This is a genomic window from Microbispora sp. H10830 (assembly GCF_014161375.1).
Classification (GTDB): domain Bacteria; phylum Actinomycetota; class Actinomycetes; order Streptosporangiales; family Streptosporangiaceae; genus Microbispora; species Microbispora catharanthi.
This window is the reverse complement of record NZ_JABBWX010000026.1, coordinates 64,081-83,807: the sequence shown is the minus strand read 5'-3', so window position 1 is coordinate 83,807 and position 19,727 is coordinate 64,081. Positions and strand designations below refer to the sequence as shown.

The 19,727-nt window shown below is 65.0% G+C and carries 11 protein-coding genes; 9 read left to right on the top strand and 2 right to left on the bottom strand.

What is annotated here, in order from left to right:
• Positions 1-87: 87 nt before the first annotated feature.
• The 5 genes from HHX35_RS39790 to HHX35_RS44965 all read left to right on the top strand — a co-directional run bounded on the left by HHX35_RS39790 (position 88) and on the right by HHX35_RS44965 (position 7,048).
• The gene (locus HHX35_RS39790) at positions 88-1,956 is read left to right on the top strand and encodes a lantibiotic dehydratase (RefSeq protein ID WP_182903762.1); all 1,869 of its coding nucleotides are present in this window, start codon (positions 88-90) and stop codon (positions 1,954-1,956) included.
• Entirely contained in the window at positions 1,953-3,188 is a 1,236-nt protein-coding gene (locus HHX35_RS39785) for a lanthionine synthetase C family protein (protein ID WP_182903761.1), read from the top strand. Before HHX35_RS39790 ends, HHX35_RS39785 begins: the two co-directional genes overlap by 4 nt.
• A gap of 18 nt (positions 3,189-3,206) precedes the next feature.
• The gene (locus HHX35_RS39780; protein WP_182903760.1) at positions 3,207-4,034 is read left to right on the top strand and encodes a thiopeptide-type bacteriocin biosynthesis protein; all 828 of its coding nucleotides are present in this window, start codon (positions 3,207-3,209) and stop codon (positions 4,032-4,034) included.
• On the top strand, positions 4,031-5,146 hold the full coding sequence (locus HHX35_RS39775) for a hypothetical protein (protein WP_182903759.1): 1,116 nt from the start codon (positions 4,031-4,033) through the stop codon (positions 5,144-5,146). The genes HHX35_RS39780 and HHX35_RS39775 overlap by 4 nt, the downstream gene beginning before the upstream one ends.
• A 396-nt stretch (positions 5,147-5,542) precedes the next feature.
• Positions 5,543-7,048, top strand: a complete 1,506-nt coding sequence (locus tag HHX35_RS44965; RefSeq protein ID WP_182903758.1) for a CBS domain-containing protein — start codon at positions 5,543-5,545, stop codon at positions 7,046-7,048.
• Between the two features lie 84 nt (positions 7,049-7,132).
• On the opposite strand, the gene HHX35_RS39765 is transcribed toward HHX35_RS44965, so the two are convergent.
• Both HHX35_RS39765 and HHX35_RS39760 read right to left on the bottom strand, forming a co-directional pair.
• The gene (locus HHX35_RS39765) at positions 7,133-9,694 is read right to left on the bottom strand and encodes a UvrD-helicase domain-containing protein (protein WP_182903757.1); all 2,562 of its coding nucleotides are present in this window, start codon (positions 9,692-9,694) and stop codon (positions 7,133-7,135) included.
• A gap of 1,149 nt (positions 9,695-10,843) precedes the next feature.
• Entirely contained in the window at positions 10,844-11,203 is a 360-nt protein-coding gene (locus tag HHX35_RS39760) for a hypothetical protein (RefSeq protein WP_182903756.1), read from the bottom strand.
• A 795-nt stretch (positions 11,204-11,998) separates the two neighbouring features.
• Here HHX35_RS39760 and HHX35_RS39755 point away from each other — a divergent pair.
• The 4 genes from HHX35_RS39755 to HHX35_RS39740 all read left to right on the top strand — a co-directional run bounded on the left by HHX35_RS39755 (position 11,999) and on the right by HHX35_RS39740 (position 19,715).
• Positions 11,999-12,610 carry a restriction endonuclease subunit S gene (locus tag HHX35_RS39755; protein WP_182903755.1) on the top strand — a complete coding sequence of 204 codons (612 nt, stop codon included), beginning with the start codon at positions 11,999-12,001 and terminating at the stop codon, positions 12,608-12,610.
• Positions 12,611-12,777: 167 nt separating this feature from the next.
• On the top strand, positions 12,778-15,222 hold the full coding sequence (locus HHX35_RS39750; protein WP_182903754.1) for a class I SAM-dependent DNA methyltransferase: 2,445 nt from the start codon (positions 12,778-12,780) through the stop codon (positions 15,220-15,222).
• Positions 15,215-16,513, top strand: a complete 1,299-nt coding sequence (locus HHX35_RS39745) for a restriction endonuclease subunit S (RefSeq protein WP_182903753.1) — start codon at positions 15,215-15,217, stop codon at positions 16,511-16,513. The genes HHX35_RS39750 and HHX35_RS39745 overlap by 8 nt, the downstream gene beginning before the upstream one ends.
• Before the next feature lie 49 nt (positions 16,514-16,562).
• Complete coding sequence (locus HHX35_RS39740; protein ID WP_182903752.1) at positions 16,563-19,715, top strand: type I restriction endonuclease subunit R; 3,153 nt, start codon at positions 16,563-16,565, stop codon at positions 19,713-19,715.
• The last annotated feature ends 12 nt before the right edge of the window (positions 19,716-19,727 follow it).

The following is a 19,727-nucleotide window of genomic DNA, read 5'->3' as shown; positions in this document are numbered from 1 at the left end:
CCACCCGCAGACGATCCGGCCGAACCCCTGGCGCACACCGCCCTGGCCGCGTCATAGTCACACCAACCCACAACTCGCCGACCCCACATGATCAGCAGCGAGTTACACCACTCAGCGGGACATCACCTGAAGCTGCTGGCGTTGGCGCAGAAGGCCGCGCTGCGCGGCCAACACGAGATCCTGCTGAATGAGTCGAGGGTGGCAGATCTGGAGGTCACGGGTTCTGAGGGGCCCATTCAGCCCACTACCGAACTGACCGTTCGCGTCCACACTCCAAGCGTTCGCTCCCTGAGCGGAGGCGAGTTCACTCTCGCGATCGTCGGGGTGTCGCGTACGGCCGGCACCACGACCGGGCGGTTCCTGCACCTGTTCGACGACGAGGAACGCGCCCGGATGTCCGCGCTCTATGCGGAGCTGCCCACCGCGGTCCGCGGCACGCTCAGAGCGCAGATCTCTTCTCCCGCTCTGCACATAGAGACAGAGAACGTCGCCCGCGCCCCTCGCGCGGCGACACATCTGCTCCCTCTGGGCGAGTACCACAATGGCGGCGAAGAGCTCATAGCGCTGGAGGACCTCGCCCTCACCGCGGACATCCACCGCCTCTACCTTGTCTCTCGCTCCCAGCATCGACCGGTGGAACCTTTCGTGCTCAACGCGGTGGAGCCGGTCAAGCGCACTCATCCGCTGGTCCGGTTCCTGACCGAGGTCACGAACGCGCTCAGTGTTCCGTGCGTCTCGTTCGACTGGGGAGCCGCCGCCGGCCTGCCGTTCCTCCCAGCGCTGCGCTATGGACGTACGGTCCTGACTCCCGCCCGCTGGCTGCTCGCAGTCGCCGACCTGCGCGAAGGGCGGGACTGGGAGGCGGCTCTGACCACATGGCGGGACGAGGTCGGCCTGCCGCAGAGGGTTTACCTCGGCGATGGCGATCAACGCCTCGGCCTGGACCTGTCCGAACCCGCCCACCAGGCACTGCTGCGTGCCCAACTTGAGCGAACCGGCAACGCGGTGCTACGCGCCACCCCCACCTTCGACGCGGCGGGATGGATCGGCGGTCATGTGCATGAGATCGTCGTGCCGCTGGTCTCCGCTCGGAGGGCCACGAGGACGCCGGAATGGCTCGGCAGGGCAGAAGTCGTCACTCGCGACCACGGACACCTACCCGGCTGCGAGGAACGCCTCTACCTCAAGCTGTACGGTCACCCGGACCGGCAAACCAGAATCCTCATCCACCACCTGCCGCGCCTACTCAAAGAGCTGGGTGACCAGGCCCAATGGTGGTTCCTGCGCTACCAGGACCCTGAAGAGCACCTGCGTCTGCGGCTGACGGTGCCCGCCGACAGCTTCGCGCTTGTAGGCGACTGGACCCGTACGCTTCGCCGCTCCGGTCTGATCGCACGCGTGCAGTGGGACACCGACTTCCCCGAGACGGCCCGCTTCGGCGGTCAGGCAGCACTGGCCGAGGCCGAGACGTACTTCGCCGCGGACTCGGCCGCGGCCCTCGCGCAACTGAGCGCCAGCGCCGAGAGAGGCGGCCCCGACGTACGCGCTCTGACTACTGCAAGCATGTTCGACATCGTCACCGCCATGATCGGCGACACTGCCGAGGCGCTGCGCTGGCTGATCGAACACGCCGCAGCTGAGCCCTCTGCCCCGCCCCGCGCGCTCTACGACCAAGCTCTCGCGCTGGCCAACCCCTACGATCACCGGGACCTGGCCACTGAGCCCGGAGGCGTACAGCTCGTCTCCTGCTGGTCCCGGCGACGGCAAGCACTGGCCGCCTACCGCCGCGCACTCGAGGAAACCGGAACGAGCCCCACGGCCGTTCTGCTGCCCGAGCTTCTGCATCTGCACCACGTCCGCATGGCCGGGACCTCCCTGAAGGACGAGCGCGTCTGCCTTCATCTGGCCCGTGCCGCAGCCCTGAGCTGGACAGCCCGAGCAAGGAGAGGATCATGATCGGAACCCTGTCCGACGTTACGGCCGTGGGCGAGGCCGTAGCCGACGCACTGTCGGACCCGGCGAACGTGTGGACCACTTCCTCTCCGATCGGAGGGCGGGCATGGCCGCAGTCGCTGGCCGGCGGCGCGGCGGGCATCGCCCTGCTGCACATCGAACGCGCGCGTTTCGGCACCGGCGACTGGAGCACCGCCCACGCCTGGCTGTCGATGGCCGCCTCCGGAGAGCTGACCGCGGCGGCCAACGCAGGTTTGTTCTTCGGCGCCCCGGCCCTCGCCTTCGTCACGCACACAGCCACCGGCTCGTCGGGCAGATACCGCCGGGCACTGACCACCCTGGACGAGGCGGTCATCACCATCACCCGTACGCGCCTGGCAGCGGCGCACGCACGCATCGACGGAGGCGACCAGCCCATGATGAAGGAGTTCGACCTGATCCGCGGACTGACCGGCCTGGGCGCCTACCACCTGCGACGCCACCCGGACCACCCGATCACCCACGACGTACTGTCCTACCTGGTGCGTCTGACCGAACCGCTGCCTTCGGGGACTGAGCTTCCGCCATGGTGGACGAACGTCGCGCCCAATGGCGGACCGAGCCCGGAGTATCCGCAAGGGCACGGGAACTTCGGCCTGTCCCACGGCATCGGCTCGGTCCTGGCCCTACTGTCGCTGGCCGTACTGCGCAACGTGCCCGTCGCGGCGATGACCGACGCGATCGAGCGGATCTGCGCGTGGACGGATCTCTGGCGACAGCAGGACGACGCGGGACCGTGGTGGCCCGGCTTCATCAGCATGGACCAGGTCCGCGAGCAGCACATTAGGCCGTCGCTGCGGCCCCGGCCCTCCTGGTGCTACGGAATCGCCGGTACGGCCCGCGCTCAACAACTGGCCGGCATAGCGCTCCGAGACACCGCGCGACAGCAGACAGCGGAGGACGCGATACTCGTCGTGCTCCGTGACCCTGCACAACTCGATCTGCTTCCCGAGATCGGGCTCTGTCACGGGAAGGCCGGACTGCTTCAAGCCGCCTGGCGAATGGCCTCCGACGCCCGCACCCCACACATCGCTGCCGAACTCCCCGGCCTTACCACCCGGCTCGCGGAGCAGCTCGCCTACCCCCTGCCCGACCCCGAGCTCCTGGACGGCACCGCGGGGGCGGCGCTCGCCCTGCACACTGTCGGCTCCGACGCCGTGGCGTCGGGCTGGGACGCCTTTCTCTTGCTGGCCTGAGCACAGGAGCCAACCCCGATGGACCCCTGCCCCTGGCGTCAGGTCAACGTCGCCTTCCCGAACTGGGCCACTGCCGAGCAGACCGCCGTGGCACACCTCGCTCCCTTGATGACCGAGGCGGAGACCGAAGGATTCATCACCGCCTGGTTCTTCATCCGCAAGGCGCCCTGCTGGCGCATGCGCTACCTGCCTGGCCGTGACGCTGCTCAGGCCGGTGCCCACCTGCGTCGTCGTCTTGAGGACCTCAAGAGCAAGCGGCACATCGACGACGTCAGGCACCTCGTCTACGAACCGGAAACACACGCCTTCGGCGGCCCAGAGGCCATGCGGATCGCCCATGAGCTGTTTCATCGCGACAGCCGCCACGTACTGGCTCGCGCCGCCTACCCCTCCTCCGCGCTCGGACGGCGGGAGACGGCGATTCTGCTGTCCGCCGTACTGATGCGCGCCGCCGGCCTCGACTGGTACGAGCAGGGCGACGTCTGGGCCAAGGTCGCCGAGCACCGGCCCGGCGAGACTGTCTGGCCGCCGGAACGCGAGGCCGAACTGTCCCGGGCCATGCACCGCCTCCTGACGGCGGACGTGCGAGCCATGTGTGACGCCGAGGACGCTCCGCTGGCCGCCTACCGCCTGTGGGTGACCGCCTTCGAGGAAGCCGGGCAAGCCCTGGCCGACCTCGCCGCTCAGGGCCGGCTGCAGCGCGGCTTCCGCGCTGTCCTCGCCCACCATCTGATCTTCCACGCGAACCGGGCGGGACTACCGAGCAGCGATCAATCGGTCATCGCCGCGCTCGCGGTCCACACGGTGTTCAACAGGTTCTCCCGGGACGGGGATAGGCAGGGATGAATCTCACAGAGACCTTCGCGCGGTTTCCGCTCGTCGCCCGGCCCCGCCCGGCCTGCGCCCCACTCGAAGCACGCGTACGTCACCTGTGCGAGCTGGCCCGCTCAGCCGAACGCAGCAGCGATCGATCGGCGGCCTCAACCGTCTTCAACCAGGCCGCTCTCCTGGCCAGCGACCTCGGCCTCCCCGACCTGGCCCGGTACTGGTGCCACCAGCACGCCGATACCTACCTGCGCATGCGCCCACTTGACGGCACCGCCGCCCGCCATGCCCTCGAACCCCTCGTCAACCTCGTTCGTCTACGTATCCGCGCCGATGACGGCGCCAACGCGTTCAAGATGCTCAACAGCCTGTACGAAGCGGTCGCGACGAGCACCGACACCGTCATCGATGGGCTGACTGTGCCCGTGTCCGAGCTCACCGCCACCGCGGACGATCGTCAGGAGCTCCTCCGGTGGCTGTGGACCGTCCATCTCGCCGACGGCACTCGCGCCCTGACGGCCGCAGGCCGATGGCAGGACGCCCTCGACCACCTGCGCCATCACAATGGCGTCGGCCAGCGCATGCTCGATGGCCGCCAAGTCGCGGTCATCGCGCACACCATGGCCGGCGAGCTGACCACGGCCAGGAAAGTGCTGAAGGCCACCCAGCCAGGCGAGCCGTGGGAGGACGCGGTAACCGCGTGCCTGGCCGCACTCTGCCGACCCGGAGGTGCGGAAGGCGAGGCCCTCTCCGTGATGCTGGATCGCTACCAGATGCTCGACCACACTGCGCCCAGCATGGTCGTGTTCCGAACCCGCCTGGGTCTGTCAGTAATCGACGCCGTCGGCGGCGTGGAATGTCCGGAGGGACGCGCGGTGGCCGACGCACTGATCAGGCGGGTGGTGGCGTCCCAGGATGGCTATGCCGCCCGGGAACTGCTCGGGCACCCCGGATTCGCGAGGTCGCTGGGAGAGAATGACGCCGTCGCTCTCACGCGCATTCTTCATATGAGCGGGCTGGAACGCGGACGGCTGCCGGAGGCACTCATGGGCGAACTCGTAGCCGCACTGGCCAGCAGTAGCTCAGTGATCACCAGCGACCTCGCCGTGGTGACGTTACCCGTAGACAGGTGACCTCTATTCAGGCCAACCATCCTGGCTGAAGAGCTCTACCTGAGTTGGCTCAATTTATTTGGCTCCTCGCTCTGGCTGCATCATGGGGCTGTGATGCTCCTCGGCCAGGGGGCCCGCTGCTGCCCTGGCTGGCATGCTCGGGCAGCGTGCCGTACGATTGCCGCGGCCGTCCCTTGTGACATTCAATAGTCACAGCTGACCTGAGCGGGCCATGAATTTGGTTATGAGTAACGCAGTGCATTGCTAAGACGTGAGCAGGGTAAGAGACGGCTGTGCACGTCGCGATTCCTGAGGCTTCGGGATCGGTTACCCGGATGGGAACGGCTCAGCCCTGAGACCTCTTGTGTGGACGGTGCGGTGAGTACGTCGAGGCAGGGTCGCGGACCTGCGGCATGGGTGGTTCGCGGCGGACAGGACGGCGAAGTCGAGTCGCGTGCCCTTAAAGAAGGGCTGGCGATAATCGGCTGGTCGGGACTCGGTGATCTCGGGGCCTACGCCACAAAGGACCAGCTTCGAGCGGCCGTCGCCGGCGCCTATCCCGAGTCACCGCCCGGAAACGTGACCAGCCAGCTGTGGGGATTCACTCGGGAGATGGAGTCCGGTGATCTCGTCGTCATGCCGTTGAAGACCGAACCCGGCAAGATCGCAATCGGTCGAGTGATCGGCCACTACGAGTACCGGTCAGGGGAAGGCGACGAGTTTCCCCACGTTCGGGCTGTTCAATGGTTCCCGGAGCGACGACTCCGTGGGGCTCTGAAGTCGGATCTGCGCGCAAGCATCGGCTCGCTGCTCACCGTCTCCAGGCTGCGACGCCATGAGGCTCCAAGCCGGATCGCCCACTTTGCCGAAACAGGTGTCGACGCTGGCATCGAGGGTGAGCCGGAGATCACCGATGCTGGCCAGCTTCTGGAGGAAGCGGTCAGGCGGGCTGAAGTCAATCCAAACAACCCGATGTCATTGACCATCCGCAATCTCCTCGCTCATTGGGGAGTGTGGCGACGCACTGCCGCCGCGATCGAGATGATCAGCGGCGAGCTGGCAGACGTTGGGCTGACGACGCGCCCATACTTCACCGAGGGGTCGGTGGATACCGAGGTTGCCCTGGTACCCCTCGAGAACGAGTCGGACGAGTCCGATGCGTCAGTTGCGGATGGAGAAGCCATCAGCGAGGCCGCCGCCAAAGAGACTTCTGGCAAGCTGCGGCTCGGGAGCCTGCCATCCAAGCTGGTGTTGGTACCGCCCGGCACAACCCTGACCGCAGTCAGAACCCTGATGTTACGGAAGGGGTTTTCGCAACTCGCCGTCATCGATGATGACGGCACACTTCACGGTGCGGTGACCTGGGAGTCGATCGGCAAGGCATACATCGCTTCCGACGACCCAACCCTGGCGGACGCGATGACTCCAGCCAATGTTGTAGACCATGACGCCAATGTGCTTGACCTGATCGAATACATCCGGCGTGACGGCTTCGTCCTCGTCAGAAGCAGTGACCGTAAGAGCGTCACGGGAATCGTGACAGCCGCAGACTTGACCGGCCAGTTCGGGCAACACGCAAAGCCCTTCCTGCTGATCGAGAACGCAGAAGGCCGGCTTCGGAGGGCCGCCGAGGTCTTCAGTGCACAAGACCTCCGAGCTGCGGTCCCCAAACACCAGCAAGCGAAGGTGCACTCGCCGAATGATCTCACGTTCGGGAACTACAGGTACCTGCTTGAGGATCCAGCGCGCTGGCAAACTCTTGGGTGGAAGATCGACCATTCCACCCTGCTGAGCCTCCTGGAAAAAGTCGGGCAGGTTCGAAATGCGCTGATGCACTTCTCCTTGGACGCTTTGTCCAAGGAGCAGTACGAGGCCATCAACGAACTACTGATCTTGTTGGATGCGGTCGCGCCGGAGAGATGAGGCCCGCATTGCAGTACGTCAGGCTCCTTCAACGGTGAAGGTAGGCGTTCCAATAGGCTTGCGCTACTCGGCACACCCCGGTGATCAGCTCGGCTGCCCCAGGGCAACGCCGACAAGCGGGCCGTCCCAGCCGGTTGAGGTCTTCCAGATGACCGATACCTTGAATGCCTGCTCTATGAGATCGACCGCCCACAGATCCTGGGGCTCCTTCGGCAGAACCAGGAACAGGTCATCGGCCTGGCTGCCGCCTGCCCACTCGATCTCCAGGAGGCGGACGGCTTCGTTGCGAAGTTCCGCATAGGTCCTGAGCTCACGAGGCGAGACCACATAGATCGCAAGACCGCGTTCGGTCTTGCAGACAATGTCCGCGAACTCACCATCCGGCTGTGGCTCGAGTTCGTTGCCGAACAGTTCACCCATCAACAGGTGCTTGATGCGGCGATGAGTCGGCTGCTTGCGATCGGCTGCCACCCGCTCCTTCAACGCGCCAACCAACTGATCGCGATCACGATATTCGGGCGCCGTCTGGGGGATGGCCTCGACCTTCTCGGCACGGGCTAGCGCCGTCGTGGCAGGCCCACCTAGCTCGGGCGGAAGCGGAGCCGAGTGCAGGACGGTCAGCGTCTGCGTGCATCGGGTGAGCGCGATGTAGAGCCGCCTGAGCCCCACCGCGCCCTGCTGCGCCAGCCGCTGTGGTTCGACCACGACGACATGGTCGAATTCGAGACCCTTGGCGAGCTGGGCGGGCAGGACGGTGACCTGTTGAGCGATTTCCGGGAGCGTCGAGTCCTGGGCGGCGGCGACCTCACGGGTGATCTCGGTGAGGAAGTCGTCCTCGGCGGGTGTGATGACCGCGACCGATCTGGCCTGGTCTCCGTCCCTCATTGCGAGTCCAAGTGCCCGGTTGACGGCCTCGGAGACAATCCGCTGGCGGGTGACCGACCGAACGTCCAGAGCATTGGCGGATGGCGGACGCACCGGGACCGGGATCGCCGTGGAGGGAGAGATCGCTCTACCCAGCCTGGCGGCGAACGTCATCACCTCCGTCGGCACGCGATATCCGGTGGCGAGTTCGGCCATGTTCCAGCCGTCAGCACCGCTGAGAATGCCGGCCAGGCGCTCCCAGACGTCGTACTGACGAATTCCGGTGCTCTGGGCCAGGTCGCCCAGTACGGTCATGGAGCCGGTCGGACACCGCCTGGCGAGCGACCGCGCCTGCATGGGAGTCAGATCTTGCGCCTCGTCGATCACCATGTGGCGGAAGCGTTGCCCCTCGTCCCCGGACAGCAACCAGTGCAGCTCGTCCAGACACACCAGATCCTCGGCCGACCACGGTTCCTCGGCGACCTTCTTGGCCTGCGGCCGTAAGATTGCCTCTTGCTCACGGAGGGTCAACACGCCGAAGGCAGCTGAGCGAAGCGCCTCGGTGTCCGCCAGCAGGCTGCGAAGGATCTGCTCCGGAGTCGTGGAAGGCCACACCCGGTTGAACACGGCGGCGAGTGAAGCGTGCCTTTCCAGTTGGCTGCGGAACCTGTCGTCGTTGGACCTGGTCCTGGTCGCCTCTGCGTACTGCCTCATCAGCCAGTCCACCGTTGTGTCGATGAACCGGCGACGCCGTACGTGGTAGGGCCCGGCGGCCTGGCGCGCCTCCCCCATCAACCGGGTCAGCTCTTCCTGGTCGATGCGCAGCGTCGCCCCGCGGAACGAGAAGGACACTTCCTCCCGCGAAAGCAGATCTTCCCTGATCAGTCCCTCCACCGCGTTGTGCAGGATTCGCGCCATCCGATCGTCGGACTTGGCCAGGCGCGCCTCAGCGGGGTCGTTCCCGCGGACCTCGCCGGGCCAGAGCTGGGCCACTTCGACGGTGGCGACACCGTGGCTGCCAAGCCGGGGAAGGACGTCACGGACGTACCGGAGGAAGCCTTTATGCGGACCGATGACGAGCACCTGGTCGGGGGTGAAGTGGCCGTTGTCCAGCAACCAGGTGACCCGGTGGAGACCGACCGCGGTCTTGCCGGTGCCTGGGCCACCCTGGATCACCAGCAGGCCCTTGCGTTCGTCTGCGACCAGGCGGAGTTGGTGCCGCTGGATCGTCTCGACGATGTCCCGCATGACACCATCGCGGGCCAAGTCGAGGTCGGCGAGCAGGAACGGATCCGGCTCCTCCTCGCCGGTCGGCGCGGGGACCGTTTTCCCCTCGGAAGTGATGACCTGGATCTCGGTGTCGCTGTAGTCGACGACCGTGCGGCCCTCGCAGCGAAGTTGCCGCTGCAGACGTACGTCGCCAGGCTCGTCGGGCGTGGCCAGACGCCATTTCTTGGCCTGCGGGTTCGTCCACTTGATCAATACGAGATCGCGATTCTCGTCCCGCACCGTTGCCCGGCCGATGTACCAGGTGAGCTTGTCATCCGGGTCCTTGGTCAGGTCCACCCGCATGGTTGCCAGAGCGAGAGGGCCGGTGTCCTCCCGGCGGCCATACTCCCGCGGCACATCGGAGAAGGGAGACAAACCCGCGTCCGGACAGTCGTCCTTGTGCCCGCGCCGGAAGTCATCGACGGCCTTCAGGTCCTGTTCGAAGCAGGCGTAGATGTGGCTGACGGCCTGCTGTTCCTCCGCGATCACCGCCACGCGGTCGACCGTGCTCATTCGCCCTCCGGAAATGCCTATAGATGCTCACGGAGCGGTCCAATGCGAGCATGTCGCAATGGTTTATCACCTGTCGATGCCGGATGCCATGGACATGGGTGGAATCCGGTCGTGAGGTCGCCGAGCTATTCGTTTCAATGCCTCTAAGGTCATCGTGCTCCTTGTCCGAAAGTGGTTTCAGGCTTTCGAACCCTTCGGTGGCTAGCCGACTCGGATGACATGGGATGGTGAGGCGGTAAAGAGGCGTAACCGGTCGTTGCATCGGACCCCAGCACTTCCCAGGTGAAACCGGCCATCCAGATCTCGTCGCGCTGCTCGAATCCCAGCAGCGCGCGAATAAGGTCCTCCCAGAGTGAGCGACGGCGCACAGATGCCGTCCCACACTGCCCGCCCGACGCTCCATCAGGTAGTGGTCGACCTCGACGATCTCCACGACCTGGACGTACCAGTTGCCGTCAACGAGTTCCACCAGGAGAGAACCGACGTACGGCAGGCCGCCGACGGCCCATTCGAGCGCGTCGCGCGGGGGCACCACGACTCCCTCACGGAGGACGACGGATGCCATCAGGATTCCTTCGCGCACGTGAGCACGATGGTGGTGCCGACCTTGACCTTGCTGCCGGGAAGGTGGGACTGCTTGGTGACCGTCCAGTTCTCCGGCAGCAGCACAGTTCTGTCGCAGGGATCCTGCGGCCCAGCTTGCTCTTGGTGAACTCATCCCAGCCCTGGTCGACGAGCCACTGCTTGATGATCACGGCGTTCTGTCCTCGGATGGCGGGGAGTTTGACGTACTTGGGCCTGGTGTGGGCAGGCTCAGGCAACTGGGTGTCCTCCGGCTTGGCCTGGGCGGCTTTGGTGGTGCTCGCCGACTGCGGCGCCGCCGTACTGTGAACGAGCTGCTCACTCTGCCCTCGGCGACGCCGCCGAGGCGGCCGGCGCCAAGGCGAGGAGGGCGACAGCGCGACGGCCGCACCCGAGAAGCCGCGCCGGGCAGGCGGGGGCATGGGGGGTTGGTAAGTCATGGAGCGTCCTTCGTGATCAGGCGGCGAGGGCCGCGTCCAGGTAGGTGATGTCGCTGGTCACGACATAGAGGCGTCCAGCTCAGCCAGCAGGGCCGGGACACTACCGTGACGCGGACGTCGTGCGCGTTCAGCCACGTGACCAGATCGCCGAAGTAGCCGTCTCCCGAGCCGATAACGACACGCTCGAAATGCAGGTCGATGCGGTCGTCTCGGTCAGCACGCTGTCGGCGCCATCCGGGCCGGAACGGGTGAGGATCTGGGCGCCGAGGATCACTCGGCCGACCTCGACCAGGGAGCGGGGGTTGACCCCGACGACGAACTGGTCCAGCGGTCCGACCGGCACCCGCTGCAGATATTCGGTCATGGTTTGCGCGACCTCCGCCGCCGTGGGCGAAGGAGACGCAGGCAGGTTCTCGATGTCAAGTAAGTGGATCGCCCGGCCATTACGAAGGGATCGCATCGCAGCCCCTATGCGCATCTGCTGCATCGTCGACGACGATATCTGCTGTGAACTCGATATGCAAGCATTCTAATGGTGGCGGTCAGGTGCGCGACGGTTGCGGCGACGTGGGCAGTACCAGCAGGTCGGGCTGGTGGTTGCCGACCTGGGTCGCGACAGTCCAGGCGCACGGCCCACCGAAGGCGGGCGACCAGTCACGGCGAAGTGCATGGCGCGGCGCCCCAGTTCAAGAGGAGGACGTCCATGAGGCATGGACCGCTCGTGCACGTTGGCAGCCGACACGACCTCGCAGACGAACGAGAGACGCCGTGCTGCAGAATTTACATTATCTGGATACGCACAAGAAGATGTGCTTAGATCTGTAGGGCCACGTGATAGCGGCATCGGGAGTGCTACCAACTCACGCTTGCCGAGACTTGCGATGCGTGGCTAGAGCAGCCGCACCGCCCTGCTTGGTTTGCGGCCCGCAAGGGCGGCGCGGCCCGGGAGTCCCGTTCGGGACAGAAAGGACGTCCTCTATGAGGTGCGTCAGAGGCCATCATGGACCCTCACGGCTGTCGCGGACCAGGGGAATCGCGCGCTTAGCCATCGTGATCATCGCACTGATCGTTGTCGGGGCGTCAGCCTCGCAGCGTGCGCAGGAGATCCTGCTGGCGGCGTCGGCGGCCGTGATAGGCGTCTGTGTGGAGATGACGGCACGGACTCTGCTGTCGGACAGGGCGCGTAGGGCGTAGCACTCGGTGGGGATCCGGGGCCATACGCTCTCCCGGATCCCCACCGGTCATTCCACCCGCACCCGATATGAGTAAGCGGTGAACAGGCGTGATCGCATCCAGGCGAATCCTTCTTGGTGACCTCTGCGAGGTGACCGTCGGCCCTTCGGGCTCATTGCTGGAAAACCTGCATGACAACAAGGACGGCGTCCCCGTGCTCACACCTTCCGATCTCTCCGCTAGACGCGAAGTGATCAGGGAGAATCTGCGGCGACTCTCCAGGAAGGAAGCAGGGCAGTTGGCGCGATTCGCGCTGCGTCAAGGAGATGTGCTCTTCGTCCGCCAAGGGGCTCTCGGCCGAACCGCTGTCATCGAACCGGAGCAAACCGGGTGGCTCTACAGCTCGTCATGCCTGCGCCTTAGGCCGAGGTCCGAACAGGTCATGCCCACCTACTTGGCCTTGTATCTGTCTCACCCACCCGTTCTGGCCGAACTCACAGGACAGGCCCCACCCGGGACGGTCCTGTGGGCTCACGCGAGCACGCTACGCCGGCTGCCAGTACACGTACCACCCCTGCGCCAGCAAGCCGCAGTCGTGGGAACGATCAGTGCGATCGATGCACGCATCAAGGCCGAGCAGGCGCTCCTCGTGAAGCTGGAAGGGCTTGGTTCTGCCATCTTCGAAAACATGCTCGGAGATTGTGACCCCAGTACACAATAAGAATAGTGGTTTCACATGGAATGCTCGTGGCGCTACAATGGCTACCGTCCGCGTCTGCTAGCCGAGGAAGTGCCTCCATGGTCGCTCAGCCGTTGGAAGACTGGTAGACCCGCCGTGCGGGCGACTACCGATGCAAGTCTCAGACCGATCGAGGGAAAGGCCACCACGTGGCGAAGCTGACGTTGCCGCAGCTCGAGCGGCACCTGTTCGGTGCTGCCGACATCCTCCGCGGCAAGATGGACGCCTCGGAGTTCAAGGAGTACATCTTCGGGATGCTCTTCCTGAAGCGGGCTTCCGACCAGTTCGACGCGGTCCGCGAGGAGCTCATCAAGAAGTGGGTGGCTCAGGGCAAGAGCCAGCAGGAAGCCGAGCGGATGGCGGAGGTGCGCGACTTCTACCGGGGTGACAAGTTCTACATGCCCGAAGAGGCCCGCTGGCGGTACATCAGGAACCGCTCCCGCGAGAAGAACGTCGGCGACATGCTCAACAAGGCGCTCGGTGCGCTGGAGCAGGAGAACATCGACGCCCTGGAAGGCGTACTCGAGCACATCGACTTCACCCGCAAGGTCGGCCAGTCGACGATCCCGGACAAGCGGCTGCAGCAGCTCATCGATCACTTCTCCCGGGTACGGCTGCGCAACCAGGACTTCGAGTTCCCCGATCTGCTCGGTGCCGCCTACGAATATCTGATCGGCCAGTTCGCTGACTCGGCCGGCAAGAAGGGCGGCGAGTTCTACACCCCGCGTGGCGTCGTCCGGATGATGGTACGTCTTGTGAAGCCGCAGCCCGGCCATGCCATCTACGACCCGTGCTCGGGCTCAGCCGGCATGCTCATCCACGCCAAGGAGTACATCGACGAGCACGGCCTGGACTCCAGCGACCTGACCCTGGCCGGGCAGGAGTACAACGGCGGCACCTGGGCCGTGTCGAAGATGAACATGATCCTCCACGGCGTGCTCAACGCCAAGCTGGAGAACGACGACACCCTCGCGGAGCCCAAACACATCAAGAACGGCGAGCTGGAACGGTTTGACCGGGTCCTCACCAATCCGCCGTTCTCGCTGAACTACTCCACAGCCGACATGAAGCACAAGGAGCGCTTCAAATACGGCTTCGCCCCCGAGACCGGCAAGAAGGCGGACCTCATGTTCGCCCAGCATGTGCTGGCCGTTCTCACGCCCGACGGCCTCGGCGCCACAGTCATGCCGCACGGTGTGCTCTTCCGCGGCGGCAAGGAGAAGGAGATCCGGGAAGGCATCATCAAGGACGACCGCCTGGAAGCGGTGATCGGCCTGGCGCCCAACCTGTTCTACGGCACCGGCATCCCGGCCTGCATCCTCGTCCTGCGCGGTACCGCCCCGCGCCCGCCCGAGCGGCGCGGCAAAGTGCTGTTCATCAACGCCGACCGGGAGTTCACGGCCGGCCGGGCACAGAACTACCTGGACCCCCAGCATGCCGAGAAGATCGTCGCTGCCTACGAGGAGTACCGCGACATCCCCGGCTTCGCCCGGGTCGTGGACATTAAGGAACTGCGCGAGAACGACTTTAACCTCAACATCCGGCGCTACGTCGACAACACGCCCCCGCCCGAGCCCCAGGACGTCCGCGCCCACCTCCACGGCGGCGTCCCCAAGTCCGAGGTCGAGGCGAAGGCTGGACTCTTCCGGGCGTTCGGCATCGACCCGGCTGTTTTGTTCACCGAGCGGGACGCCGACTACTACGACTTCCTCCCCGAGGGCTGGAAGGCGACGGCCGAGCGTCTTCCCTCGCTTGCCGCTCCCGCCAAGGAGCGCCTACGCCAGGCGTTCTCCGACTGGTGGGTACGGCACAGCAAGCGCCTGATCGAGCTGCCCGACACGCACAAGGTCATGGAGGTCCGCGCCGAGCTCCTCGACTCCTTCGTCACCGAGCTCAAGCCGCTGGGCATTCTCGACCGCTTCGACCTGGCCGGCGTGGTTGCCGCCTGGTGGGGTGAGGCGCAGTACGACATCAAAACCCTCGACCTCAACGGCTTCGAGGGCGTGGTGGAAGGCTGGCTGACCACCATCGAGTCGGCGTTCGAGCTGGACGAGGAGGAGCTTGAATACTGGGACAAACAGAGGGTCGCCGCCGAGAAGCGTAAGGCCCGCGACCACCGCGTCGTCCCGGCGCTGATCCCCGACTACCTCGCCGAATTGGAGGAGGCCGAGGCAGAGTACGCCGAGCTGAACGCCCAGTACAAGGCAGCCACGGCCAAGCCTTCCGAGGAAGACGAGGAGGCGGACGAGCCCGCCGAAGAGCAGCTCTCCGAGGCCGAGCTCAAGGCATTGAAATCCCGTACGGCTACCGCCCGGAAAAAGGTCGGCGCACTGGAGGACCACTTCCTGCCCCGCCTCCGGATGGCCGCCGCCGCACTCGGCCACGGCTCCCGCCGCAACCTTGTCCTCGGCGTCTTCCGGTCGCAGCTCTCCTCTCGCCTGGAGTCCCGTACCTCCGCCGCCCGCCGGCTCTTCGAGGGTGCCTTCCGTACCTGGGGCGACAAGTACGCCGTGACCCTGCGCGACCTCGAAGCCCAACGTGAGGCTGCCGCCGCTCGGCTGGACGTTTACCTCAAGGAGCTCGGCTATGCATGATGCCTCCAACATTCCCGTTGGCTGGAAGCGCTTCACTCTACGCAATCTAATCAAGAGCGCGGTTTCCGGCCCTAGCCCTACATGCGAAGAACGGAATATCTATGGCGATCGCGAGTGGGGGCTTTTGAAGACTACCGCCATCACCTGGGAAGGATGGGACGCAAGTGCACATAAAGTATTGCCAGCCGAGTATTGGGGAAATCGCCAACTGGCCGTATCGGCTGACGACATAGTCATCACAAAGGCAGGCCCACGTCACCGCGTTGGAGTAGTCACACACGTAAACTACGCCATTCCAAGGGTTATCGTTTCAGGAAAAATGGTTCTTCTGCGCCCCGACACCAACCTAGTAGAACCACGCATTCTCGCCGGACTCCTATCTCAGCGCGCGCCGCAAAAATTCCTTGACGAACGCACTACCGGCATGGCGGAATCACAGGTAAATTTCTCCAATAGCACGTTACGTAAAACGCCACTACTCGTTCCCCCACTAGGCGAACAGCGGCGGATGGCGGAGATCCTCGACGCCCTCGACGCCCAGATTTCGACAATCTCGCTGCTGGTTGGCAAGCTTCAGACAAGACGCCGAGGGCTAACTGAGCATCTCATCACCTCCACTTTCGGAGAAAAAACGCCGCTGGCCATGCATCTTGCACAGGCTCCCAAAAACGGCTATTCCCCCAAAGAGGTCGATGAGTGGACCGGGCTACAAGCCCTCGGACTCGGCTGCCTGACCCCAGACGGATTCCATCCTCGGCAACTGAAAAACGTTCCCGCCAAAGATGGACGGAACGCTGCGGCACTCCTCAACGACGGCGATCTATTGATGAGCCGTGCCAACACTCGTGATCTCGTTGGCCTCGTCGGTATTTATCGCGACATCGGCTGCCCCTGTATCTACCCTGATCTGATGATGCGCTTGGTCCCCGCACACGACTGCCGATCCGAGTATCTGGAACTCCTGCTTCTCAGTAACGATGTCAGACGGCAGATTCAAGCAATTGCGCAAGGCACCTCTGAGAGCATGGTGAAGATCAGTGGATCGTCTGTTGGGCACCTCAGAGTCACCGTTCCGTCGCTCGCCGAGCAAGATCGCGTACTAGTTATGGTGGATGCCATTCAACAAGAAGCCGACATACATAAGTATGAGCGCAACAAGCTCAAACTTCTGAAGCAAGGTCTCATGGAAGACCTGTTGACCGGGCGGATTCGGGTTTCAGAAGCGGAAGCCGTACTGGAATGCCTTCAGCCCTCGCCAGGGCGGCCACGCGCCGCTGCGGGAGCGGAGTGATCTATCCAAGGATGATGTTGTTCGGGGGTACACCGAGGGGAGTCGGACGGTGACCGACTATGAGTACACGCTGGTCGAACGGCCGCTGATCGAGCAGCTGAAGAGCATGGGCTGGCAGCACCTCGCCGGTGCCGAGCACGGGGCCGTGATCCCGATGTTCCCCAAGATGTCGGGGCGACGATCCTTTGATGAGGTGATCCTCGAGGACAAGCTCAGTGATGCGATCGAGCGGATCAATGGGGACTGGCTGGACGACCTGAAGGTCAGCCAGGCGTTCAACGCCCTGACCCGCGTCCCCGCGGCCAACCTGCTCGAAGCCAACAAGCAGGTCACCGAGCTACTGATCAACGGCATCCCCATCGAGGATCCCGCGAGCGGCAAGTCGCGAACCGTCCACTACATCGACTGGCAGAACCCCGGCAACAACGAGTTCACCGCGATCAATCAGTTCCGCGTGGACGTCCCCGGCACCGGCGGCAGGCAGCAGAACGTCCCCGACGTGGTCCTGTTCGTCAACGGCATCCCCCTGGTCGTCGTGGAGTGCAAGAAGACCACCGAGAGCAACCTGAACGCTGCGGTCGGCCAGCTCCGGCGCTACAGCATCGAGAACCAGAAGCTCTTCCACGCCGTCCAGCTCACCGTGGTCACCAGCGGCGAGGACGCCAGGGTCGGCACCTTCACCGCCAAGCCCGAGCACTACGTGCCCTGGCGCGACCCCTACCCGCTGACCAAGGCCCAGCTCGCCGAGAAGCTCGGCAAGGACGAGGAGCAGCTGAGCAGGCAGGAGATCCTAGCCGCCGGGGTGCTGGAGCCAGCCAACCTGCTCAACATCGTCCACAACTTCGTCGCCTTCATGACCACCGACGAGGGCGTCACAGTCAAGGTGGCGCCGCGCTACCAGCAGTTCCGCGCGGTGGAGCGGACCGTGCACCGGCTGCTGCACGGCAAGCCCGGTCACAAGGGCGGGATCATCTGGCACACCCAGGGCTCTGGCAAGAGCCTGACCATGACCTTCCTGGTCCGGCGGCTGCGCTCGATCCCGGAGCTGGCGCACTACAAGGTGGTGGTCGTCACCGACCGCACCCAGCTGCAGGACCAGCTCAGCGAGACGATGCAGCTCAGCAATGAGAAGCTCGACATCGCCAAGAGCAGCGCCCGCGCCAGGACCCTGCTCGGCCGCAAGGGCCCTGGCCTGGTCTTCGTGATGATCCAGAAGAACCAGAAGGGTGAGCCCGCCGACAAGCTCGCCATGGGCGAGGTCAACACCGACGAGTCCATCGTGGTGCTGATCGACGAGGTCCACCGTTCACACACCGCCACCCTGGGGGCCAACCTCCGGCAGGCCCTGCCCAACGCGGCCAGGATCGGCTTCACCGGCACGCCGATCATGACGAAGAAGGGGCAGCGCAAGACCAGCGTCGAGCTCTTCGGCTCGTTCATCGACACCTACCGCCTGCGGGAGGCCGAGGAGGACGGCGTGATCGTGCCGATCCTCTATGAGGGCTTCAAGGTCAAGGGCGCGCTCCAGAACGGCCAGGACATGGACCAGCTGTTCGAGGAGGAGTTCGAGGACCTGACAGAGGAGGAGCGGCAGCAGCTCCAGCGGCGCTGGGCGACCAAGGGGAACGTCTCGGCGGCGCAGAAGCTGGTCGACGTCAAGGCCAAGCACATGCTCCGGCACTACGTCGACAAGGTACTGCCCGAGGGTTTCAAGGCGCAGGTGGTCGCGCACGATCGGGAGACCACCGTGCGCTACCGGGAAGCGCTCATGGCGGCCCGCGACGAGCTGGTGCGCGACCTCGAGAACCTGCCGCCACAGCTGCTCACCCGCAACCTGGAGGAGCTCAAGTCGCGGCAGGCGCAGCTCGTCAAGGCCCACAAGCAGCTCGACCTCATCAAGCGGATGGACTTCGTGCCGGTGATCTCCAAGGGAGACTCCGAGCACGAGGACCGCTACGCCGAATGGACCGACGAGGCCAAGCAGAAGCTCCGCATCGACGGCTTCACCCGGCCCTTCGGGGAGAACGACATCGCCTTCGTCATGGTCAAGTCGATGCTGCTCACCGGCTTCGACGCGCCGATTGAGCAGGTCATGTACCTCGACCGCAAGCTGGAGATGCACGACCTGCTCCAGGCGGTCGCGCGGGTGAACAGGACCGCGGACGGCAAGCCGTACGGGTATGTAGTCGACTATCGCGGCGTGGCGCAGAACCTCGTGGAAGCGCTGAGGGTCTACGCCGACGAGGAATTCGAACCCGGAGAGAGCGACGACGTGGCCGGCGCGCTCCGCGACCTCAAGACGGAGATCGCCAAGCTCGATCCGCAGCGGCAGCGGCTGCGGATGATGTTCCGTGACCACACGGACGTCGAAAGCTGTGTCCAGGAGCTGGCCGACCCCGCGCTGCGGGACCGGTTCACCGTAGAGTTCGCCAGGCTCGCCCGGACCGTCAACACCGTGCTGCCCGATCCGGCGGCGACGCCGTACTTGGAGGATGTCAAGCGGTTCTCGGTGATCAAGCTGACCGCGAGCCGGCGCTACCGGATCGACGGCGGCGAGTTCGACCCGAGCGCCTTCGGACAGAAGATCAAGCTGCTCATCGACGAGCACGTCACCTCGCTCGGCATCGAGCAGCAGCTCCCGCCGGTCGCGCTGACCGCCGCCAACTTCGCCGCCAAGGTGGAGGCGATGACTGGCGGCTCGCGGGCCAAGGCCTCGGAGATGGAGCATGCCCTGCGGCACCACATCACCGTCCACGCCGGCCAGGACCCGGCCCGCTACCAGCGTCTCAGCGAGCGGCTGGAGCAGATCCTGACCGAGCTCAAGGACGACTGGGACGCCCAGCTCCTGGCCCTCAAGGACCTGATGGCCGACGTGGTGGAGGACCGGCGGGACAACCCGCACAACTTCAGTCCGGCCGAGTACGCGATCTATGGTCTCCTCCTCCAGGAACTGGCCACCTCGGAGGAGGCCGTCCACGAGGAGCGCTTCGCCGATGCCGCCCGGGAGATCATGGCGTTGGCGAGCCGCACCATCCACCGCCGCGACTTCTGGAGCAAGCGCTCCGACGTCGCCGACTTCCGTAGCGAGATCTTCGAGATCCTCGTGATGAGGAATCTCGGCGACCTCGAGCACCTGGGGCTCGTCGCGGACAAGGCGCGGGACGTCGTCAAGAACAACCTCGCGACCATCCCCAAAGTATGAGCCTGGCATGCT

What these genes read in the sequence shown, in the direction of transcription:
- HHX35_RS39765 (WP_182903757.1), bottom strand. Translation starts at nt 9,694, where the DNA reads ATGAGCACGGTCGACCGCGTGGCGGTGATCGCGGAGGAACAGCAGGCC.
- HHX35_RS39775 (WP_182903759.1), top strand. Translation starts at nt 4,031, where the DNA reads ATGAATCTCACAGAGACCTTCGCGCGGTTTCCGCTCGTCGCCCGGCCC.
- HHX35_RS39790 (WP_182903762.1), top strand. Translation starts at nt 88, where the DNA reads ATGATCAGCAGCGAGTTACACCACTCAGCGGGACATCACCTGAAGCTG.
- HHX35_RS39785 (WP_182903761.1), top strand. Translation starts at nt 1,953, where the DNA reads ATGATCGGAACCCTGTCCGACGTTACGGCCGTGGGCGAGGCCGTAGCC.
- HHX35_RS39760 (WP_182903756.1), bottom strand. Translation starts at nt 11,203, where the DNA reads ATGCAGCAGATGCGCATAGGGGCTGCGATGCGATCCCTTCGTAATGGC.
- HHX35_RS39780 (WP_182903760.1), top strand. Translation starts at nt 3,207, where the DNA reads ATGGACCCCTGCCCCTGGCGTCAGGTCAACGTCGCCTTCCCGAACTGG.
- HHX35_RS39745 (WP_182903753.1), top strand. Translation starts at nt 15,215, where the DNA reads ATGCATGATGCCTCCAACATTCCCGTTGGCTGGAAGCGCTTCACTCTA.